15 protein-coding genes are annotated in these 16903 nt (G+C 54.0%); 5 read left to right on the top strand and 10 right to left on the bottom strand.

Features of this window, described 5'->3' with window-relative positions; genetic code table 11:
* Positions 1 to 87: 87 nt before the first annotated feature.
* The 10 genes from Pan97_RS16590 to Pan97_RS16545 all read right to left on the bottom strand — a co-directional run bounded on the left by Pan97_RS16590 (position 88) and on the right by Pan97_RS16545 (position 10857).
* Positions 88 to 306: a hypothetical protein gene (locus tag Pan97_RS16590; protein ID WP_105356031.1), complete on the bottom strand. Its 219-nt coding sequence runs from the start codon at positions 304 to 306 to the stop codon at positions 88 to 90.
* A 124-nt stretch (positions 307 to 430) separates the two neighbouring features.
* Positions 431 to 871: an HU family DNA-binding protein gene (locus Pan97_RS26685; RefSeq protein WP_206668898.1), complete on the bottom strand. Its 441-nt coding sequence runs from the start codon at positions 869 to 871 to the stop codon at positions 431 to 433.
* 337 nt (positions 872 to 1208) lie between these two features.
* Entirely contained in the window at positions 1209 to 1640 is a 432-nt protein-coding gene (locus Pan97_RS16580) for a YkgJ family cysteine cluster protein (protein ID WP_144974438.1), read from the bottom strand.
* 62 nt (positions 1641 to 1702) lie between these two features.
* Complete coding sequence (locus tag Pan97_RS16575) at positions 1703 to 2863, bottom strand: aminotransferase class V-fold PLP-dependent enzyme (RefSeq protein ID WP_144974436.1); 1161 nt, start codon at positions 2861 to 2863, stop codon at positions 1703 to 1705.
* Positions 2864 to 3010: 147 nt separating this feature from the next.
* Complete coding sequence (moaA, locus tag Pan97_RS16570; protein ID WP_144974434.1) at positions 3011 to 4018, bottom strand: GTP 3',8-cyclase MoaA; 1008 nt, start codon at positions 4016 to 4018, stop codon at positions 3011 to 3013.
* A gap of 4 nt (positions 4019 to 4022) precedes the next feature.
* Positions 4023 to 4466 carry a molybdenum cofactor biosynthesis protein MoaE gene (locus Pan97_RS16565; protein WP_144974432.1) on the bottom strand — a complete coding sequence of 148 codons (444 nt, stop codon included), beginning with the start codon at positions 4464 to 4466 and terminating at the stop codon, positions 4023 to 4025.
* 9 nt (positions 4467 to 4475) lie between these two features.
* Positions 4476 to 4721: a MoaD/ThiS family protein gene (locus Pan97_RS16560; protein WP_144974430.1), complete on the bottom strand. Its 246-nt coding sequence runs from the start codon at positions 4719 to 4721 to the stop codon at positions 4476 to 4478.
* Complete coding sequence (locus Pan97_RS16555) at positions 4718 to 7699, bottom strand: anaerobic glycerol-3-phosphate dehydrogenase subunit C (RefSeq protein WP_144974428.1); 2982 nt, start codon at positions 7697 to 7699, stop codon at positions 4718 to 4720. The genes Pan97_RS16560 and Pan97_RS16555 overlap by 4 nt, the downstream gene beginning before the upstream one ends.
* 281 nt (positions 7700 to 7980) lie before the next feature.
* On the bottom strand, positions 7981 to 9108 hold the full coding sequence (locus Pan97_RS16550) for a hypothetical protein (RefSeq protein ID WP_144974426.1): 1128 nt from the start codon (positions 9106 to 9108) through the stop codon (positions 7981 to 7983).
* Positions 9109 to 9261: 153 nt separating this feature from the next.
* The gene (locus Pan97_RS16545) at positions 9262 to 10857 is read right to left on the bottom strand and encodes a hypothetical protein (protein ID WP_144974425.1); all 1596 of its coding nucleotides are present in this window, start codon (positions 10855 to 10857) and stop codon (positions 9262 to 9264) included.
* A 270-nt stretch (positions 10858 to 11127) separates the two neighbouring features.
* Between Pan97_RS16545 and Pan97_RS16540 the strand changes: the two genes are divergently transcribed.
* The 5 genes from Pan97_RS16540 to dcd all read left to right on the top strand — a co-directional run bounded on the left by Pan97_RS16540 (position 11128) and on the right by dcd (position 16881).
* Positions 11128 to 12078, top strand: a complete 951-nt coding sequence (locus Pan97_RS16540) for an AAA family ATPase (RefSeq protein ID WP_144974423.1) — start codon at positions 11128 to 11130, stop codon at positions 12076 to 12078.
* The gene (locus tag Pan97_RS16535; RefSeq protein ID WP_196782125.1) at positions 12075 to 13391 is read left to right on the top strand and encodes a DUF58 domain-containing protein; all 1317 of its coding nucleotides are present in this window, start codon (positions 12075 to 12077) and stop codon (positions 13389 to 13391) included. The genes Pan97_RS16540 and Pan97_RS16535 overlap by 4 nt, the downstream gene beginning before the upstream one ends.
* A gap of 110 nt (positions 13392 to 13501) precedes the next feature.
* Complete coding sequence (locus Pan97_RS16530; RefSeq protein WP_144974421.1) at positions 13502 to 15394, top strand: DUF4129 domain-containing protein; 1893 nt, start codon at positions 13502 to 13504, stop codon at positions 15392 to 15394.
* A 75-nt stretch (positions 15395 to 15469) separates the two neighbouring features.
* On the top strand, positions 15470 to 16120 hold the full coding sequence (gene nth / locus Pan97_RS16525) for an endonuclease III (protein WP_144974419.1): 651 nt from the start codon (positions 15470 to 15472) through the stop codon (positions 16118 to 16120).
* 188 nt (positions 16121 to 16308) lie between these two features.
* Entirely contained in the window at positions 16309 to 16881 is a 573-nt protein-coding gene (gene dcd, locus Pan97_RS16520; RefSeq protein ID WP_144974417.1) for a dCTP deaminase, read from the top strand.
* The last annotated feature ends 22 nt before the right edge of the window (positions 16882 to 16903 follow it).

The raw sequence follows: 16903 nt of genomic DNA, 5'->3' as shown, positions 1-16903 counted from the left end.
GCGCAAACGAAAAGACACCACCAACCTGCGCAGCGGCAGACCGGTGGTGTCTCGTTTCACGGTTTCGGAGTTTTCGTGCGAGCGGCGTTAGATAATACCGCCGTGGGTACGGTACGGAGCCAAGTGGCTAGGCTGGTCGAGGAACCAGATGCGTTGCCATTCTTCCAGAACGTGCCGCAGGTTTTCCGAGGTGTAGATCAATTCGGTCGTTCGAACGCTTGGGTCGGCCGAGTAAATCGGCAAGAAGCAACCGGTGTTGCTCATCAAGGCGAATCCAAGCAGCAAAGCGATGATGAAGTTACGCATCTCATTTCCTCCGTGAAACTTATGAAGCGGCCATCCTGACCGTTTGCGTTCATTTATCCATCGACCAAGGATTGAATCTTGGAGAGTTCGGAGAGACCTAACTTACCGTATGCTGCCACTCAGCTCAGCCGCTGTAGTCACCGGGTCCAGAACTCGGTGGGTTGGGCGGGCTGGGATAAGCCGATGGGTAACCGGGCCCGTCATTCGACTGGGGAGGGGAGTAGGGCTGCTGCTGAGGTGGTGCCGATTGTTGCTCGGCTTCGAGTCGGCCCTGTCGGTCCTTCTCTTCCAACTGTCGCACCCGTTCTTCCATCTCCTTGCCAGGCTTGAAGGTAACGACGTACTTTTCGTCGACGTCGACCTTGGCACCTGTTCGCGGATTGCGGGCCTTGCGAGCGGCACGCTTCTTGACCTCGAAAACGCCAAAGTTTCGCAGTTCGATGCGACCATCCTCAACGAGGGTAGTTACGATAGCATCGAACGTCTTCTGGACGATCTCTTTCGTCTTGAGTTGTGTGAGCCCGATCTCTTCAGAAATCGTCTTCACAATCTCTTTTTTGGTCACGAGGCGACTCCCACACGAGGATGAATTGAGTTGTCGTAAGTTTTCCAGACTTCCGTCAGCAATTGCTCCAAGTGTAAGTGCCACAAGCACTAGAGTCAAGCTCATTCTGGGCTTGCGCAGATTTAACGCGATACCAGCATCTTGACTTCCGCCCTTTTTCAGGCTTCTCCGAACTATCCAATTTTCAAAGATCCAAGGGTCCGGAGGCCGCAATTTCAAGCGAAAAACAAGACTTTTCAGGCTCGCCGTTCGAACGTACCGGTCTCCGTGCAATCGTTATCGACGGAATAATCGGTAAATCTTCAATCCAAACCGGTCAGTTGGACCCGAAAATTCCTTAAATCCGGATCTCGCTCGCTCGGTCCTGGATTTCCTCGAGGCTGTAGAGACGCCCCTTACCGCTGCCGGGACAGAAATCGCAGGTAGCCTGCCAGTCTTCCGGCGTCTTGATGTTTGAGTCCCAGAATGGCCAAGTACGGCACTGTCGGGGCCTTGCCGAATAAACGGTACAGCCCTTACTTTCGGTATCGAGAAAAACACAGTCGCCAGTTGAGTATTCCTTCAAACTCTTTCGCAAACCGACTTCACGGACATAGACCGACTCGAATTGCTCGACGGTCATGCCTGCAAAGTCTGCCATGGCTTGGATTTCGGTCGCATTCACCCAAACGTAACCAGGGCCACCGGTGCAGCATCCGCCGCACTGGGTGCACTCAAACTGGAGGCCATCCTGGTACCAAGGTTTGCTTTGATCGGGTTTCTTATTCATGGCGATGTTTTGAAATCCATCCGTGTGTTGCACCGTCGGCATACGGCTTATGTGCCCAGCTGCTATCGCACGATTGCCTGCATTGCTTCCAGGGTGCGATCAATCTGTTCAGCCGTGGTGAAGATACTCAGGCTGAATCTCAGTGTACCGCCCGAGCCCAAAGTGCCCAGGTGCTGGTGCATCAGAGGGGCACAGTGTAGTCCTGCTCGGCATTGCACGCCGAACGCGGAATCGAGGGCCGTCGCAAGTTCGTGCGGGTCGAATGAATCGACCTGGATGCTAACGACCTCCGTACGATGCTCCAGATTCTGCGGTCCCAAGATGCGTACCTGGGGCATCGATTGCAGACCTTCAATCAGCCGGCTGACGTTTTGCATGGTATGACGATGCAGGGCCGTGACCGTTTGCTCGCGAATGTATTCAACACCGGCACGGAGCCCTAAGATGCCGGTGACATTTGCGTTGCCACTTTCAAACTTGGCGGGCAGTTCGTTGGGCTGCTCGTCCGATTCGCTCTTGGTGCCGGTTCCGCCTTGGCGCTGAGAGTGCAACAACTCCGCCACTTCTGGCTGCAGAATCATCGCGCCGGTTCCTAGCGGCCCCAACAGACCTTTGTGTCCGGAAAAAGCCACCATGTCGACCGGTGTCTCGCCCAAATTGAGGTCAAGATGCCCTGCCGACTGCGCCGCATCGACGAGCATGCGGACGCCGCGATTCTTAGCGACCTGGAAAATCTCTTCCACCGGCTGGATCGCACCTGTCACGTTCGACACATGGGTGAGTGCGACAAGACGCGTATTATCTTGGATTGCGTTTTCGATCGCATCCACAGAGACACGGCTATCTTCGCCAGCTTCGACGTGAGTCACTTCAATTTCAAGCATTCTTTTCATGGTCGAAAGGGGACGCAGGATCGAGTTGTGTTCGACCGTGGTAGTGATGACGTGATCACCCCGCTGCAAGAACCCATGCAAGGCCAGGTTCAGCATGTCGGTGCCGTTGTAGCCGAAGATGACGTGCTCTTGCGAATGGGTACCGAATAAGTAGGCGATTTGTTTCCGCGTATCCCCGATCAGTCTTTCGACTTCGTTGGCCTCGCGATAGCCACTTCTGCCGGCACACGCCCCCAACTCGGTCATATGGTGCTGCACGGCTTCCACAACGCTGGCAGGCTTAGGCCAACTTGTTGCCGCATTGTCGAGGTAGATTCGTTCTCTTGCCACCGTGATGTCGTTTCCTTCTTGACCGTTAATTCCCCGATTGCATCGCAAGGTTGGGGAGGCAGTGTGAAGTATTTAACGCTAGACTTTCAATGAAAGTTGCAATCTTTAGTTACTGGATTGCGACTGCCGAGAATTCAACGTCTATTGCTATCCCCCGATTTGGTACATGGCTCGCTCTGGTGGAACGAACTCAGGGGAGTCCATTCCGTGCGAGGGCTTCTTGGCCTGGACGCAGTCGTGCAATCGTGCGGACAAGTCGGCGTCTGTTCCGCTGTTTCTCAAAACCTGGCGTGCATCCCATTCTTCGGTTCCGAACAGGCAGTTTCGCAGTTGTCCTTCCGCCGTAATTCGGAGTCGGTTGCAAGTTCCACAAAACGGCTCGGTTACGCTGTTGATAAATCCAATTCGTTGTCGACCATCGGCATAGTCGTAGTCGACTGCCGGTTGGCTTTTGTCTGGGCGATCGACGTCTCTTAAAGGAGCGACTTCTCTTGAAATAATCTCCCGCAACTGTCGTCCGGATAGAACCTGGTTCTTATCCCAAGCTCGATCCGCATCCAAAGGCATGAATTCAATAAAACGTAAATGGAGATCGTTTTCACGCGCAAAATTCGCCAACGGCACAATTTCGCACTCGGTGAGATTCTGAATCGCGACCGCGTTTAAGCGTATATTGCGGAAACCAACTGCTTGTGCTGCTGCAATTCCGTCCAATACCTTCTGAACGCCTTGGCGGCGAGTGATTCGCTCGAACATCGCTTCACTCATGGCGTCGAGACTGACATTCAATCGATCAAGACCCGCTGACTTTAAGTCTGCGGCCTGATCGGTCAGAAGGATGCCGTTGGTGGTGAGGGCAATTTCCTGGATGCCCGGCACCTCTTTGAGCATCCGAATGAGATGAGCAAGGTTCGATCTTACCAGAGGTTCCCCTCCGGTAAGTCGCAATTTTGTGATCCCGTGTTCCGCGGCTACACGAACGACACGCGTCATCTCTTCAAATGTCAGCAATTCGTCACGAGGTTTGAAGCGAACATTCTCTAGCGGCATGCAATAGAAGCAGCGAATATTGCAGCGATCGGTCACACTAATGCGCAAGCTTGTGTGCACGCGTCCCAGGCGATCGATCAGTGGTGTGTTCGGTTCGATAGACATACTACTATTGTAACGTATTTTCGTTCGGTCGCTGAACCAATCCGGGATGAACCCAGTCAGTCGATCCACCTGACCAATGCTCTTTTTTCCATACCGGGACCAGCTCTTTGAGGCGGTCCATCAGCCAACTGGCAGCTTCGAAGGCATCGCGCCGGTGCGGTGTGGACACTGCCACGGCCACGCTGGCCTCGCCGATGGGGACTTCCCCCAGACGATGAATGAGAACGCATTGATCGATGGGCCAACGTGCTTTCGCTTGCGACTCGAGCTTTTCCATCTCGCTGGTTGCCATGGGGGCATACGCTGTGTAGGTCAGCGTGACGGTCTCCTTGGCGTCGGTAAACTGCCGTGTGGTTCCCAAAAACAAGACCACCGCCCCCGATGTGGGCGAAGTCACCGTGCCGGTGATCGCCGGAACATCAATTGGCTTTTCGGTAAGTTCAACCATCGCGGATCGTTACCCTCCACTTACCGGAGGCAAGCAAGCAACTTCATCGGTCTCCTGGACCATGACCGAGTCCAGGGCGTACTCATTGTTTACCGCGAATGCGCAGCTGCCGAGTACCGGTTGCAAGACCTCAACCGATTCACCCAGGTTTTTACGAATAGCACCGACCGTGACAGGCTCTTCCAGGTCAAGTGACACTTCCTCGCATCCCGCCAGGTCTTGGGTCAAGGCAAACAGTTTGACGCGTACGATCATGTCACAAACAAATCATGAGGAGACTGAGTGAACAGGTCGGAGTCTGGCTCAAGGACACCGTACGACTTCGCTAAAAGTTTGATCGGGTGAACAACGGCCTTGTTACCGGCCTGCTCGATCTGCATCTTACAGGCACTGCATTCCGTGGAGCCAATTTGAATTTGCTTGGCCCGCATCGCCACGATCAAGTCCCAGCCAATTCGCAGGCTGCTGCGGAAATTGTTGCGAGTCAGGCCAAACGTACCGGCCATGCCGGAGCAACCTTTTTCGATGGGGCGCACTGAAAGACCAGGAATTAACTGCAAAATGCGTTGGCCGTACGAAGCCTCGTGCAAGGCGCGTAGATGACATGGGACATGGAATCCAACGGTAAGGTTCATGGGTTTCAAATCGAGTTCTAACTCGCCATGGTGATGGAGGTCCCACAGGAATTCACATGCTTCACGGGTATTTTCGGCCACAATCTTGGCGTCATCAGAGTCCAGCAGGTTGAGGTATTCGTGTGTCAGCGCCATTACGGCAGAGGGTTCGGTTGCGACGATCGTGTAGCCTTGGCGAACGGCCTCGGCTAACGCTTTCACGTTTTTGTGGGCCAAGCGTGCCGCCATCGTGACGGCCCCTTGCGAGATCGACGGCATCCCGCTGACCTGTTGGTTGGGGTGAACGTAGACCGATATGCGATTGTGGTCTAACACGTTCACAAAAGCTTGTGCGAGTTGCGTATCGAAAAGGTTCGCGTAAAGATCCACAAAGTAAAGTACTTTACGACCAGTGCGGCGGGTAGCAGTCGTCAGGCCTCTTCGCGCGGCTTGCTTTACGAAGCTGCGATTGGCCAACCGCGGCAGCTTACGCTGTTTGGCCAGCCCGATAAAGCGTTCCATCAACCAACGCATAACACGATTGCCCAGGGCCCAGTTGGCGATGCGAGGAAAGCGATTACCCCAGAGGGCCCAGCGATGAATCTTGGCTTGCAGCGATCCATCCTGCGTTAGGCCATTGGCATCGACGTTTCGTGCTCGCATTTCGAGAACGATGTTAGGGATGTCGACGTTGGATGGACAATCGATTCGACATTGGTGGCAGTGGAAACAGGTGTCAAGGATTTCCTTGGTTTCCGCCGAGTCCAGGCTTTCCGGCGGAAGCTGACCGGAAAGAACGCCACGCAGCAAGTTGGCTTTGGCCCTCGGCGATGCATCTTCGCGAGAGTCAAAGCGGAAGACTGGGCACATCCGCGTATCGGCACCGTACGTACGGCAACGACCACAGCCGTGACAACTTCGCGCCGCGGTTGCCATTTCCTGTGGTGACCAGGTGAGAATGGGAAGCTCAAATTCGGAGGTACCGTCGTCTTTCTTTTTGGTCGAATTCGTGGAATCGCTGTCTGATTCCACTTGAGGGACTAACTCGACACGCCGTACCAGTTCCATGGGAGAGAATGTCGATGAAAGGACTTTCTTTCCCGGATTCAAGATTCCGGCCGGATCGAAAAGGCGTTTGATTCTTCCGAAGAGATCGTATAGCGGTCCGTATTGCCTCGGGAGGTAAGGCGTGCGGCTGATGCCGTCGCCGGACTCGCCGCTAAGTGAGCCGCCCACCCGGAACAACTCTTCGTAGGTCTCGTCCGCAATGCGTTCCAGTTTGGCCAGGTCGTCCCGGTCAGCCATGTTCAAGAGTGGACGAACGTGAAGATGTCCGTGAGCCGCATGAGCAAAGATTGACGCGATCGTCTCGTGCCGCTTCATCACATCCTGAACTTTCGTCAGGAAGTTCGGTAGTTGATGCGGCGGAACGGTCATGTCTTCAATGAACGGAAGAGGACGCGTATTTCCCTTCAAGCGGTAGAGGATCGGCGTCATTCTACGAGCCAATTCCCAGTAGGTACCGACTTCTTTTGGGCTTGTGGTAATCAGCGAATGAAATGCCAGCTTGCGACGTCGACGAATTCGGTCCGCGATCTTTTCTAGTTCCGCGTGAACATCCGCTTGGGTTTCGCCAGAGAATTCAACCAGAAGCATGGCTTCGGTATTTTCTGGAATCAGGTTGGAGTAACGTGGATCGGTTTCCCGGGCGATTGCCAGGATTCGGCGATCCAGCAAATCGCAGGCGCTGATCCCAGCGGTGCCCAACTGCACAGCTGCTTTGGCGGCGTTGTCCAATCGCTCGAAGAAAAGCAACACCAAACCGCGTGACTTGGAGCGAGGCGATGTCCGCAGTTTGGCCTGTGTTATCAAGGCCAGGCTTCCTTCAGAACCGGCAAGAATCTTTGCCAGGTCAACGACTTCGTTTTCGACCACGCCTGAAAGTCGATACCCACTACCTTGGTTGAAAGTTTTGGGCAAATTGCCTTGAATTTTGTCGGCATGCGATTCCATCAATTCGGCAATGCCTGAAGTGATCCGCACCAACTCAGGCGATTCCAAATGAGCCACTCGATCGAGATGCGTCGGTTTGATCGTGACGACTTCGCCGTTGGCCAGGACGACCTGGAGTTCCAGGATGTGATCTCGGGCGGATCCGTGTTGCGGCCAGTGACTGCCTGAGGCGTCCAACGCAATAACACTTCCCAGGGTCGTCACGCTACGTGTCGCTGGATCAGGACCGAAGATGCGGTCTCGCTGAGCGAGATGCCGATTCAAGTTCGCCAGCACGACACCGGGTTGAACGCGGATCCAGTCGTCGCCCGTTTCCAGGATCCGCCGCATCGAGTGGGCGAAGTCGAGCACGATACCGGTGCCGAGTGATTCGCCGGCCATTCCTGTGCCGGCTCCGCGAGCGTGAACGGGTATCTGGTTTTCGGCCGCATACTGAACCGTTGCCGAGACATCGGACGTGCGCCTGGGACGTACAACTGCCAGCGGTTTGACCTGAAAAAGGCTGGCGTCGGTCGAATAGAGTTCCAGGAACGTATCATCACAGCGGATCTCACCATCGAGGACACCACGGAGATCGGCTCGTATTCGTTCTCGTTCTAAATCCATTCGGTTGCGAGTCTGAAGGGACCCGTCATAGAGCGAATCCCGCAGCTTACCTAATACTCAGGTTCAGGCTTGATTGAAATGAAAGTGGGGCCTGCGAGACTGAAAACGCCGAAGCTGCCCCCGACGTTTCAATGGTAATCCCCAGAAGCGACTCTGCACAGGGATCCCCTTACGGCAAAGCAAGTTACGTCAGCCGTTAAGGATTAACCTGATCGCCTGGCTTGTTGAGCAATTATTGGTGCCTGATGCTCGGAATTCTATAGCGAAAATTGGAGTTTGCTTTAGCCGTAGAATTTCTTTGACAGCAAGGTCAACGCTCCGATCACCACGATCGCACCGCCGACAATGTATAGGACAGGGTAGCGGACGTACCAAGGGTCGACCGGAGGCCCAGTGCCAGGGGTGACCCATTCTTCGAGGAAGACATTACATCGCGGGCAGTGATCCCCAGGACCGACACCTTGGGGAAGTTCCATGCGGCAATTGGGGCAGTATCCTGGCTGAACTCCATTGGACTTGTTCCGAAAACGATTGCTAAAACCTGGGGAAGAGTCACCACCACCGGTTTGAGAATTCGCATCGGTACCGCCATTGTTGGGTACATTGGCCGCGACCATCCCTTCGCCAAAGCCATTGCCGGGAGTGTTGATATTCGCGGAATTGTCGTTCCCATTTTGATTAGGATCGGAGGATGCGCCGGGGTTGGATGACATCGGACTGGTCGGGTTTCCGCCAGAATTCATGTTCTCGCTCGGCGGCTGGTAGGGAGCGTTCTCTGGAGGAACGTAAGCTGGCGGTCGCGAATCGACAGGCTGGTTGTTTCCTGATTGGCCAGTGCCTGGAATCGTAGCACGTCGGGCCATGTATTGATCCATTTCCTTATGGACATCCGGATCATCCAATTCCATTTCTTCCCGCGGGATGATTTGATCCTCTTCGCCCCGCTTTTGTAGGTGAGCTCGAAGCCAATCCTGGTCTTTCTTGTTCAGGATGTAGAACGAGACTTTTTGAGCATTGGCACCTTGCAGCAGGATTACATAACCCTCGTGCATACGCACGAATTTGGCCTTAATGGACTCGTCTTTGTAGTCGCTCCAGTTGCGATTCTCGAAAAGCGTTTCGTCGCTCTTGTCGATCTTGGGCTTCGGCGACGTCATCGGTTTGCTGGCGTTGGCTTGCTGCTGCTTGGCGTATTGTTGGTCCGCCTCGATAAAGGCAGTCAGCGGAATCACGAAGATCTCACCGTTGGAATCAATGCGGACGTTATTCTCCGCCGTTAATTCCAGGAATTTTCCGCTCAGAGTTCGGCCGTTGGCGTCCGTCCACTCACGAACTTCTTGCGCATTGGCAACGACGACAAAAAGGCAGATCAGAAAAGGCACATATAGAAAATGTCGGCTGGCCAACATCGGTGAAACTCCCAGGTTCAGGGATGAATGGACAAGTTGGATGGATGATTGAGCGAGGGGCGATTCAGGATGAACCCTTCGTATTGGATTAACTCTACCTGAGAAGATATGTCTTCACATAGGTAAAGCCAATCACAAATGTTTCGGCTGAGTCTAGCTTACGCCCATCAAAAGGCCAAAGCCCCCCAACGTGAGGCAGATACCAAGCAACATTCCCAGCAAAGGAACACTCGACTTTTCCGTATCGGAAAATCCTTGAACAATTGCCATCCCTGGGATCAAGCTACGCAAGCCGACTTCAAGGCTTTCCAGAAACGCCAGGGCGATCAGCCAGAGGTAACCTCCTGCGATCATTAAACTGCCCAGTGCCAGTAGCATGACACCAAACATCTGCAGATTCCAGTCAGCCGTCGTGAATTCACGGTCTTCAACGGTTTGCAGTGGAGAGAAATCGGAACTGGGTGTATAGGTATGCGTTTTGAAATCTTCGTCGGAAACCGAAGGTGTATTCGATCCGCTGTTTGGAGATGAAGTTTTCGCTCCATTCGTGGGTGGAGTGCCGGTAGTCGAAGTTGGTGACGTCGGCGCCATGTTGTCTGGCGACTGGGGGGAACCTGATGAATCGGCGGGAGTCGCCGAGCCGAATCCATTGGACCGACTGGGGACCGAAGCTACATCAAAAAGTGGACGTTCCGAAGTTTCCGATTGAGCACTTGAGTTATCAGTGATGGTCGATGAGGGGACGCCCACTTTGCCGGAATTGGTTGACGACGGAGTTGGAACGGAACTGAACGACCCGTGATCTTCCGTCACCTCGGACGGTTTGCCCACACTTCCAAATCCGCCGGAAGGTAGTTTCACGGTCGAATCCGAAGAGGAATCTACCTGACTTGACGAGGACGGCGTTCCGAAGCCGGACGGTGGCAGCTTTACGTTTGATCCTGAATCGCTTGAGGCGGGGCTTCCGAATCCGCCAGGCGGCAACTTCGTTGTTTCCTCAGCGGCGCCAAAGCCGCCTGGTGGTAGCTTGACGTTGTCGCTGGCACTACCAAATCCGTTATCAGGAAGATTCACTTGGGTTTGTGCTGGGGGAGACTTCACCGGGGCAGGCATGGGCGAAGATGGAACCGGTGGATGATCGCGATAGGAAGGAACATCGCTCGTTTGCGGTTCGGCATCCAAAAGGTCTGGCCGTACCGGCGGAATCAGCGCTGCTTTTCCAATGGCTTTATGGGCATCAGCAAGAAACTGGCGATCGTCGACGGAAAGATCGTAGAACTGAATGCGATGGTAGCGGGCCCCTTCACGCAGAATGATGGTTCCTTGAACCATACGGATAAACTGGGCTTCCACCGCAACCCCTTCGCGGGAACGCCAAATGCGTTTGGCCTTTAGCCGAACCGGATCGGCTTCGTTATCTTTGTCTCCTCGCTCGTCTTCCGACACGGCCTCGTCGATCTCTCGTTGTAGCTCGGCATCAGATAGCGTTGGCATCGAGTCTTGCAGGCCCTGGATGTACCCCCGATCTTTCGGGGATAGTCGTTCCAAAGGGACCGTGAATCGATTGCCCTTCACGTCCAGAATTACGGCTTTACCATCCTGGACGACTTCGACCAGTTCAGCTTCGACCTCTTTCCCCTCCAATGTCGTCCAGGTGCGTGCGTGCGCGCTGGAAAGAAGGCAAAGCCCTGCGCAGACTGCGATTAGAGCCCAGTTGTACCGCCAGAAGTCGGTTGGTTGCCTGAACATGGGAGTCTCTTTGATGCTGGCCAAGGGAGTAAATGCCGCGCACATTTCCCCCAGGTATCATTCGTTATACCATCGTTTCGATAGCTATGACGAAATTGCTTGGGAAACGGATTTCGTTACACCTCTGAAGAGGTATTTGATGATATTCTTCGTGGTGTACGCCCGTCAATTAGAAAATTCCAATCTTAACGCGGGCAATTCACCCAAATCTTTAGATAATAACGATATTCGCGAATCGACCGCCTTAACTCGCCTCAGAAACTAACTTCTATGGATGTCGCCTCAACGGTCAAGAAAATTTTAGGGAATGTTGAAAAAGTCATTCTCGGGAAACGACAGCAAGTTGTCTTCTCGCTCGTCGCCTGGCTTTCCGAGGGGCACGTTCTCATGGAAGACGTCCCTGGCGTCGCGAAAACGATGCTAGCGAGGGCACTCGCTAAAAGTGTCGGTTGTACACTCAAGCGGGTGCAGTGTACCCCTGATCTCTTGCCCAGTGACGTTACAGGCACGTCGATCTTCAATCAGAAGACTTCGGAATTTGAGTTCCGCCGTGGCCCTGTCTTCACCAACATCCTGTTGGCCGACGAAATCAACCGTACGACTCCCCGTACTCAGGCCGCTTTGTTGGAAGCCATGGCCGAGTCACGCGTTACTATTGATGGTGAGACGCACGAACTCGAGCCGCCGTTCCTTGTTTTGGCCACACAAAATCCAATCGACCACGAGGGAACCTTCCCACTACCCGAGGCCCAACTCGATCGCTTTCTGATGAAGTTCAGTCTGGGCTATCCGAATCTGGAAGACGAACTCAAGATGCTCACGGCTTCGCGAAAGCAGCATCCGTTGGAAACGATTGAGGCGGTAGTCTCCAAGGAAGAACTGCGAGCCTGTCAGAAGGCCAGCCGCAGCGTCAAATTGCACGAGAAGGTCCAGCGTTACATTGTCGAACTGGTCCACGCGACCCGGCGGCATGATCAGCTTTTGCTGGGCGCAAGCCCCCGGGCATCGCTCGCACTGTTTCGTACCAGCCAGTCGTTGGCGGCAATCTTGGGACGCAACTATGTTCTTCCCGATGACGTCAAGCGAGTCCTTACGCCGGTGATGGCCCATCGCTTGATCCTTCGTCCCGAAAGCCGTCTTCGCAAAGTGACAACTCAAGACGTGCTGGACGACATTTTGCAGGAGGTCCCGGTCCCGATGCTCGACGAGGCGACGGTATGATGCGTTGGGTCTTGGGAACTGCGATCCTGCTCGCTCTTTCCTTTGCTTTTGGCCTGGGACTGATGACCTATGCCATGTATGCATTGGTAGCGGTGATGCTCGGTTCCAGGGTTCTGGTTCGCTATTGGCTGCGTCACCTTTCGGCGACTCGACATGTCAGTCAGGTGGATGCCGAAGAGGGAGACGTCATCACGGTCGCTCTGACCGTGCGCTACTCCGGGGCCATTCCTATGCCATGGATTCTAGTCGAAGACCTCTTGCCTCGGCACGCCGTAATCACGCGGCCAGCGGCGCTGGAAGTGGAGGGGAAGCGGATATTCCTGGCGATGCTATGGCCTCGTGCGACCAAGCTACTGACCTACCGAATTCAATGCAATCGCCGCGGGTACTATCAGATTGGGCCTGCCGTACTCGAAACGGGAGATGTGTTCGGCCTCTACAAGCAGTTCAAGATGATTGCCGAGCCTGAGTTCATTACCGTCGAGCCTGCCATTATTCCCCTGGAAGGTTTCGATCTCGTTTCGAAGCGTCCCTTGGGCGAGATCAAGATGCAATCACGGCTGTTCGAGGATCCGTCGCGCATTGCTGGTATTCGTCGATATCAGTTGGGTGATCCTCTCAATCGCATTCATTGGGCCTCAACGGCTCGTACCGGCCAACTGCATAGCAAACAATACGAAGCAACTTGCATCGCTGGTGTGAGTATTATTCTTGACTTGCACCCGGATAGCTTTCCGGAAAAAAATGAGCCGATTCGTAGTGAGTTAGCAATCAAATGCGCCGTGGCGATCGCTAACTCGGTTCATTTGATGGATCAGCAAGTGGGTATCTTCACGAATTCCGTCGATGCGGCGCAGCGGATGAAGTATGAAGGTTGGGATTTTGATGCCCGCACACGTGACGCAGCCAGAAAGAGCGCCGGGCGAATTGATCGCGATCCTCGCTTAAGCCCCCAGAAGGTGCGAACCAAACGGGGGGCCCACCAGTTTCAGCAGATCCGGCATATGATGGCCCGAAGTGAAAAGAATGAAGGCCTGACACTGCCTTCGCTCCTGCTGGAAATCGAAAGTGACTTGCCACGCGATGCTACCGTCGTTCCGATCCTGAGCAAAGTTACGCCTGAGGTCGCGATGGCATTGGGTAACCTGGTCCGCGGAGGCTACGCGGTAACACCGATCGTCAATTGCTGGGATGAATACGAATTCGCCCAGGCCGCCGGAATGCTGCTCGCCGAACGCATGCTTGCCAAACAACTCAAATCGTTGGACACCATCAGTCAGATCTGCCAGGAACAGGCTTACCCGTTGTTTTAGAAGGAGTGTGAAGTGTTCAGTTTTCGGTGTTCGGCGAGGCAGATTTGATGACGACGGTCACTCGCTTGTTGAACTGAAAACGGAATACTTCCAACGGAAAACCAATTACCATGCGTCCCCGACTCACCGAACTTGACTATGCCATTATCGCCGTTGCCCCGGCGCTGATCATGGTATTGGTCGGTAGTTTGGTGCTGTTTACGGTGGGGGTATTTTATGACGGCCCCCATGACTGGCGGCTCAATTTCATCATGTGCATGTTCGTGTTGGGGATCGTCGCGAATGCTCGCGTCGGGATCGAGGAAGGCGGAGCGAGAGCCGTCATGCTCGGAGGAATCCTCGGTGTTTGCGTCCTTGCGGCCGTGATGCGTTTCGTTCCCGAGGCGGTCATCTTAACGGCTATCCTGCTGGGGGTCATCTGGTGGCTGAGTACCCGCCTGGTGTACGACTGCACGGTGATGGCGGGCTCGGTCGATGCTTCGAAAAAGGGGCTTATGCAGTGGATTCGTCGAGAGCAACCGGATGAAGATTCCCAGGAGAAAGTTCCCCAACCCATTGAAGAAACGCAGGGCGTCACAGGGCAATCGGAAGAAGATTCACAAGACCCAAAAACCTTCCTGCAAAAGCTTGATGCCTGGGTAAATCCCACGAATACGAAGTTTGCTCCAGGTGCATGGGTAGTCTACTTCTCGCTGGCAGCGCTTCCCATTTTTGGCTTCGGCCAGGCACTTGCCGGCAGTCAGGTTGCCGACAAGAAGTGGTATCTGTTTACTCTGCTGGTCGCTTACGTCTTCGCGGCGTTATGCCTGTTGGTGACGACAAGCTTCTTAGGCCTTCGGCGTTACTTGCAGACGCGAGGTTTAATGATGCCGTTAAGCATGACCGGCACGTGGCTTGGGGTGGGGTTCGGTGTCGTGGCGTTGGTGCTGATCGTGGTGTCGATTTTGCCGCGGCCCAACGCCGAATACGAACTGGCCCAGTTACCCTTCTACCAGGACGAGCAAGAACGAAAAGCATCGCAGGTTGCCGTGAATAAAGACGGCACCAAAGACAATCGCCAAGATCGGTCAAAGACGACTGACAACCAAGAGCGTACCGATAAGAATTCACAAAAGTCCAACGAAACAAAAAAAGACGGAAAAGACCCCAGCAACCAAACCGATCCGAACGCTGAAAAAAAGAAGCCTGGCGAGTCGAAAGAAACGGATCAGCAACAAAGCGAGAACTCCAAAACCAACGACAAAAGTAAAAGTGAAGACAAAAAAGAATCGGAGTCTCAGGAGAAGTCCTCCGATCAGTCGAAGTCACAAGAGGGTGAATCAGAACAGAAACAAGGCGACGAATCTTCCGAGAAGTCTGAGCAATCGCAGCAGAATCAAACGCAGTCAGACGCGAAACAAAACGAATCGGAGGAAAAGGGCTCCCAAGAAGAATCGACAGAAGAGTCATCGCCAGAGCAATCCAATCAACCACCTCCTGAGTCGCCTGGTTCCTCGTTTTCCAACCCGCTGGCTTCTTGGGGAGATTGGCTGAAGGTACTGGTCTACGCAGCGGTGATAGGGGTTGTGGCCTTCTTTGTGTGGAAGTTCTGGGACGATATCGTCAAAGCGTGGAATGAATTCTGGGCGAGTCTCTTGGGCGGAAAGAAAGAGCAAGAGCCCCAGGAAGAGACTGCTCCCGAGCCGGTAAAGAAGCCTCGGCTTGCGTTCTCAGCCTTTCGCAATCCATTTCACGACCCGAGTTGGAAAACGAAACCGCTGGAAGAGTGGGTTCGGTATTCCTTCGCTGCGCTCGAAGCCTGGGCGGCAGAGCAGGGGAGCCAGCGCCGAGAAGAGCAAACCCCTGGGGAATTCGCCTCAATGCTGGAAATGCAGCATCACGAACTTGCCAGCACCGTCAGGCCCACTGCCGATCTGTACGGCCAGGTAGCGTATGGCAGTGGCAAGGCCCCTAGGGAAACACTCGAAATTCTGCGAAAACTGTGGGAGAGACTAAATGGTTGAGAGAGCATCTGTCGTGGTCGATTCGCCTCTCTTCCACTGAAAACTGAACACTTCCATTTGAAAATCTCTCTCCCAATGATCCAAGACCTCCAAGAGCGTAAAGCTCAGGCCCGTCGAGTCGTCCGACAGTTGAAAAAGGACTACGCCGGTGCTGAGTGCGCGTTGAATTACGAGACCCCCTTTCAACTGTTGATCGCCACGATTCTATCGGCTCAGTGTACCGATGTGCGGGTCAACATCGTGACGAAGGAGTTGTTTGCCAAGTATCCCGATGCCGACACCATGTCGCGGGCACCGGTTAAGACGTTGGAGAACATGGTCAAGACGACAGGGTTCTTCCGGAACAAGGCCAAGAATATCCACGCCGCATCCCAGGCGATTGCCGACGAGTTCGACGGTGAGGTGCCGCAGGATTTAGCAACCTTGGTTGCCTTGCCGGGCGTCGGTCGCAAAACGGCAAATGTCGTGCTGGGGACCGCGTTCGGAATTCCTTCTGGCATTGTGGTCGATACCCATGTCGGCCGGTTAACCTGGCGGATGGGCCTGGCCGACAAGGGGGACGCAGTCAAGGTCGAACGCGAGCTGATGGAGGTCGTCCCCAAGAAAGAGTGGATCGATTTCTCGCATCGGCTGATCCACCACGGCCGGGCAGTCTGTGCGGCCAGAAAGCCCAAGTGCGAAGGATGCCATTTCCTGAAGTTCTGTCCACAGATTGGCGTAAAGTAAATCCGCCGGAAACAGGGCCTCAGTCGAGGGGAAAAGGGGGCGTTAAGGCCTATCACGGATTCTCTTCTCAAGGAAAGAAGTCCGTTTTAATTTCGTGAGATCCCTCTATAATCAGCACTTCGGCATCATCCAGGACTTTTCGCTTACGCGGCTCATGACGACCGTGGCGGACAACCCAAGGCCCATCCATGATTCTTTCCGGTAACGAGATTCGGAAACATCTCGGCAGCAAGATCTTTATCGAGCCTTATGACGAAAGTCGTTTAAATCCCAATAGTTACAATCTGACGCTCAATGAAGAATTGATGACTTACGAGGAACTTATCCTCGATATGCGCCAGCCTCACCGGATCCGGCGAATTACAATACCGGAAGAAGGTTACGTGCTGAATCCAAATCAACTGTATTTGGCGCGGACCAATGAGATGACCGAAACGCACGGTTTTGTCCCCATGATCGAAGGTCGTAGTTCGATCGGGCGACTTGGGCTTTTCGTGCATGTCACCGCCGGCTTTGGCGATGTGGGGTTCAAGGGTTTTTGGACCTTAGAGATGTTCGCCGTTCAGCCGATTCGGATTTATCCGAACGTGCCTATTTGCCAGATCTTCTATCATGAGATCACCGGCGACATTACCGAATACGTCAGTGACAAGTACCAGAACAATCATGGAATTCAGCCCAGCCTGCTGTTCAAGGAATTGAATCCCGGGGCCCAGCCACCGGATGAATCGCAGTTGGCCTTTCCCTTTGATAACTCCTAAGCTTCCCCTCCAATAATCAAGC

This window comes from Bremerella volcania, from assembly GCF_007748115.1.
Taxonomy (GTDB): Bacteria; Planctomycetota; Planctomycetia; order Pirellulales; family Pirellulaceae; genus Bremerella; species Bremerella volcania.
The sequence above is the reverse complement of the archived record's forward strand: the minus strand, read 5'-3'. Positions and strand labels throughout refer to the sequence as shown.

Bases quoted from the DNA above. Each gene is read 5' to 3' on its own strand.
- Pan97_RS16590 (WP_105356031.1), bottom strand. From the start codon at position 306: ATGCGTAACTTCATCATCGCTTTGCTGCTTGGATTCGCCTTGATGAGC.
- Pan97_RS16580 (WP_144974438.1), bottom strand. From the start codon at position 1,640: ATGAATAAGAAACCCGATCAAAGCAAACCTTGGTACCAGGATGGCCTC.
- moaA (WP_144974434.1), bottom strand. From the start codon at position 4,018: ATGTCTATCGAACCGAACACACCACTGATCGATCGCCTGGGACGCGTG.
- Pan97_RS16565 (WP_144974432.1), bottom strand. From the start codon at position 4,466: ATGGTTGAACTTACCGAAAAGCCAATTGATGTTCCGGCGATCACCGGC.
- Pan97_RS16560 (WP_144974430.1), bottom strand. From the start codon at position 4,721: ATGATCGTACGCGTCAAACTGTTTGCCTTGACCCAAGACCTGGCGGGA.
- Pan97_RS16555 (WP_144974428.1), bottom strand. From the start codon at position 7,699: ATGGATTTAGAACGAGAACGAATACGAGCCGATCTCCGTGGTGTCCTC.
- Pan97_RS16550 (WP_144974426.1), bottom strand. From the start codon at position 9,108: ATGTTGGCCAGCCGACATTTTCTATATGTGCCTTTTCTGATCTGCCTT.
- Pan97_RS16545 (WP_144974425.1), bottom strand. From the start codon at position 10,857: ATGTTCAGGCAACCAACCGACTTCTGGCGGTACAACTGGGCTCTAATC.
- Pan97_RS16540 (WP_144974423.1), top strand. From the start codon at position 11,128: ATGGATGTCGCCTCAACGGTCAAGAAAATTTTAGGGAATGTTGAAAAA.
- Pan97_RS16535 (WP_196782125.1), top strand. From the start codon at position 12,075: ATGATGCGTTGGGTCTTGGGAACTGCGATCCTGCTCGCTCTTTCCTTT.
- Pan97_RS16530 (WP_144974421.1), top strand. From the start codon at position 13,502: ATGCGTCCCCGACTCACCGAACTTGACTATGCCATTATCGCCGTTGCC.
- nth (WP_144974419.1), top strand. From the start codon at position 15,470: ATGATCCAAGACCTCCAAGAGCGTAAAGCTCAGGCCCGTCGAGTCGTC.
- dcd (WP_144974417.1), top strand. From the start codon at position 16,309: ATGATTCTTTCCGGTAACGAGATTCGGAAACATCTCGGCAGCAAGATC.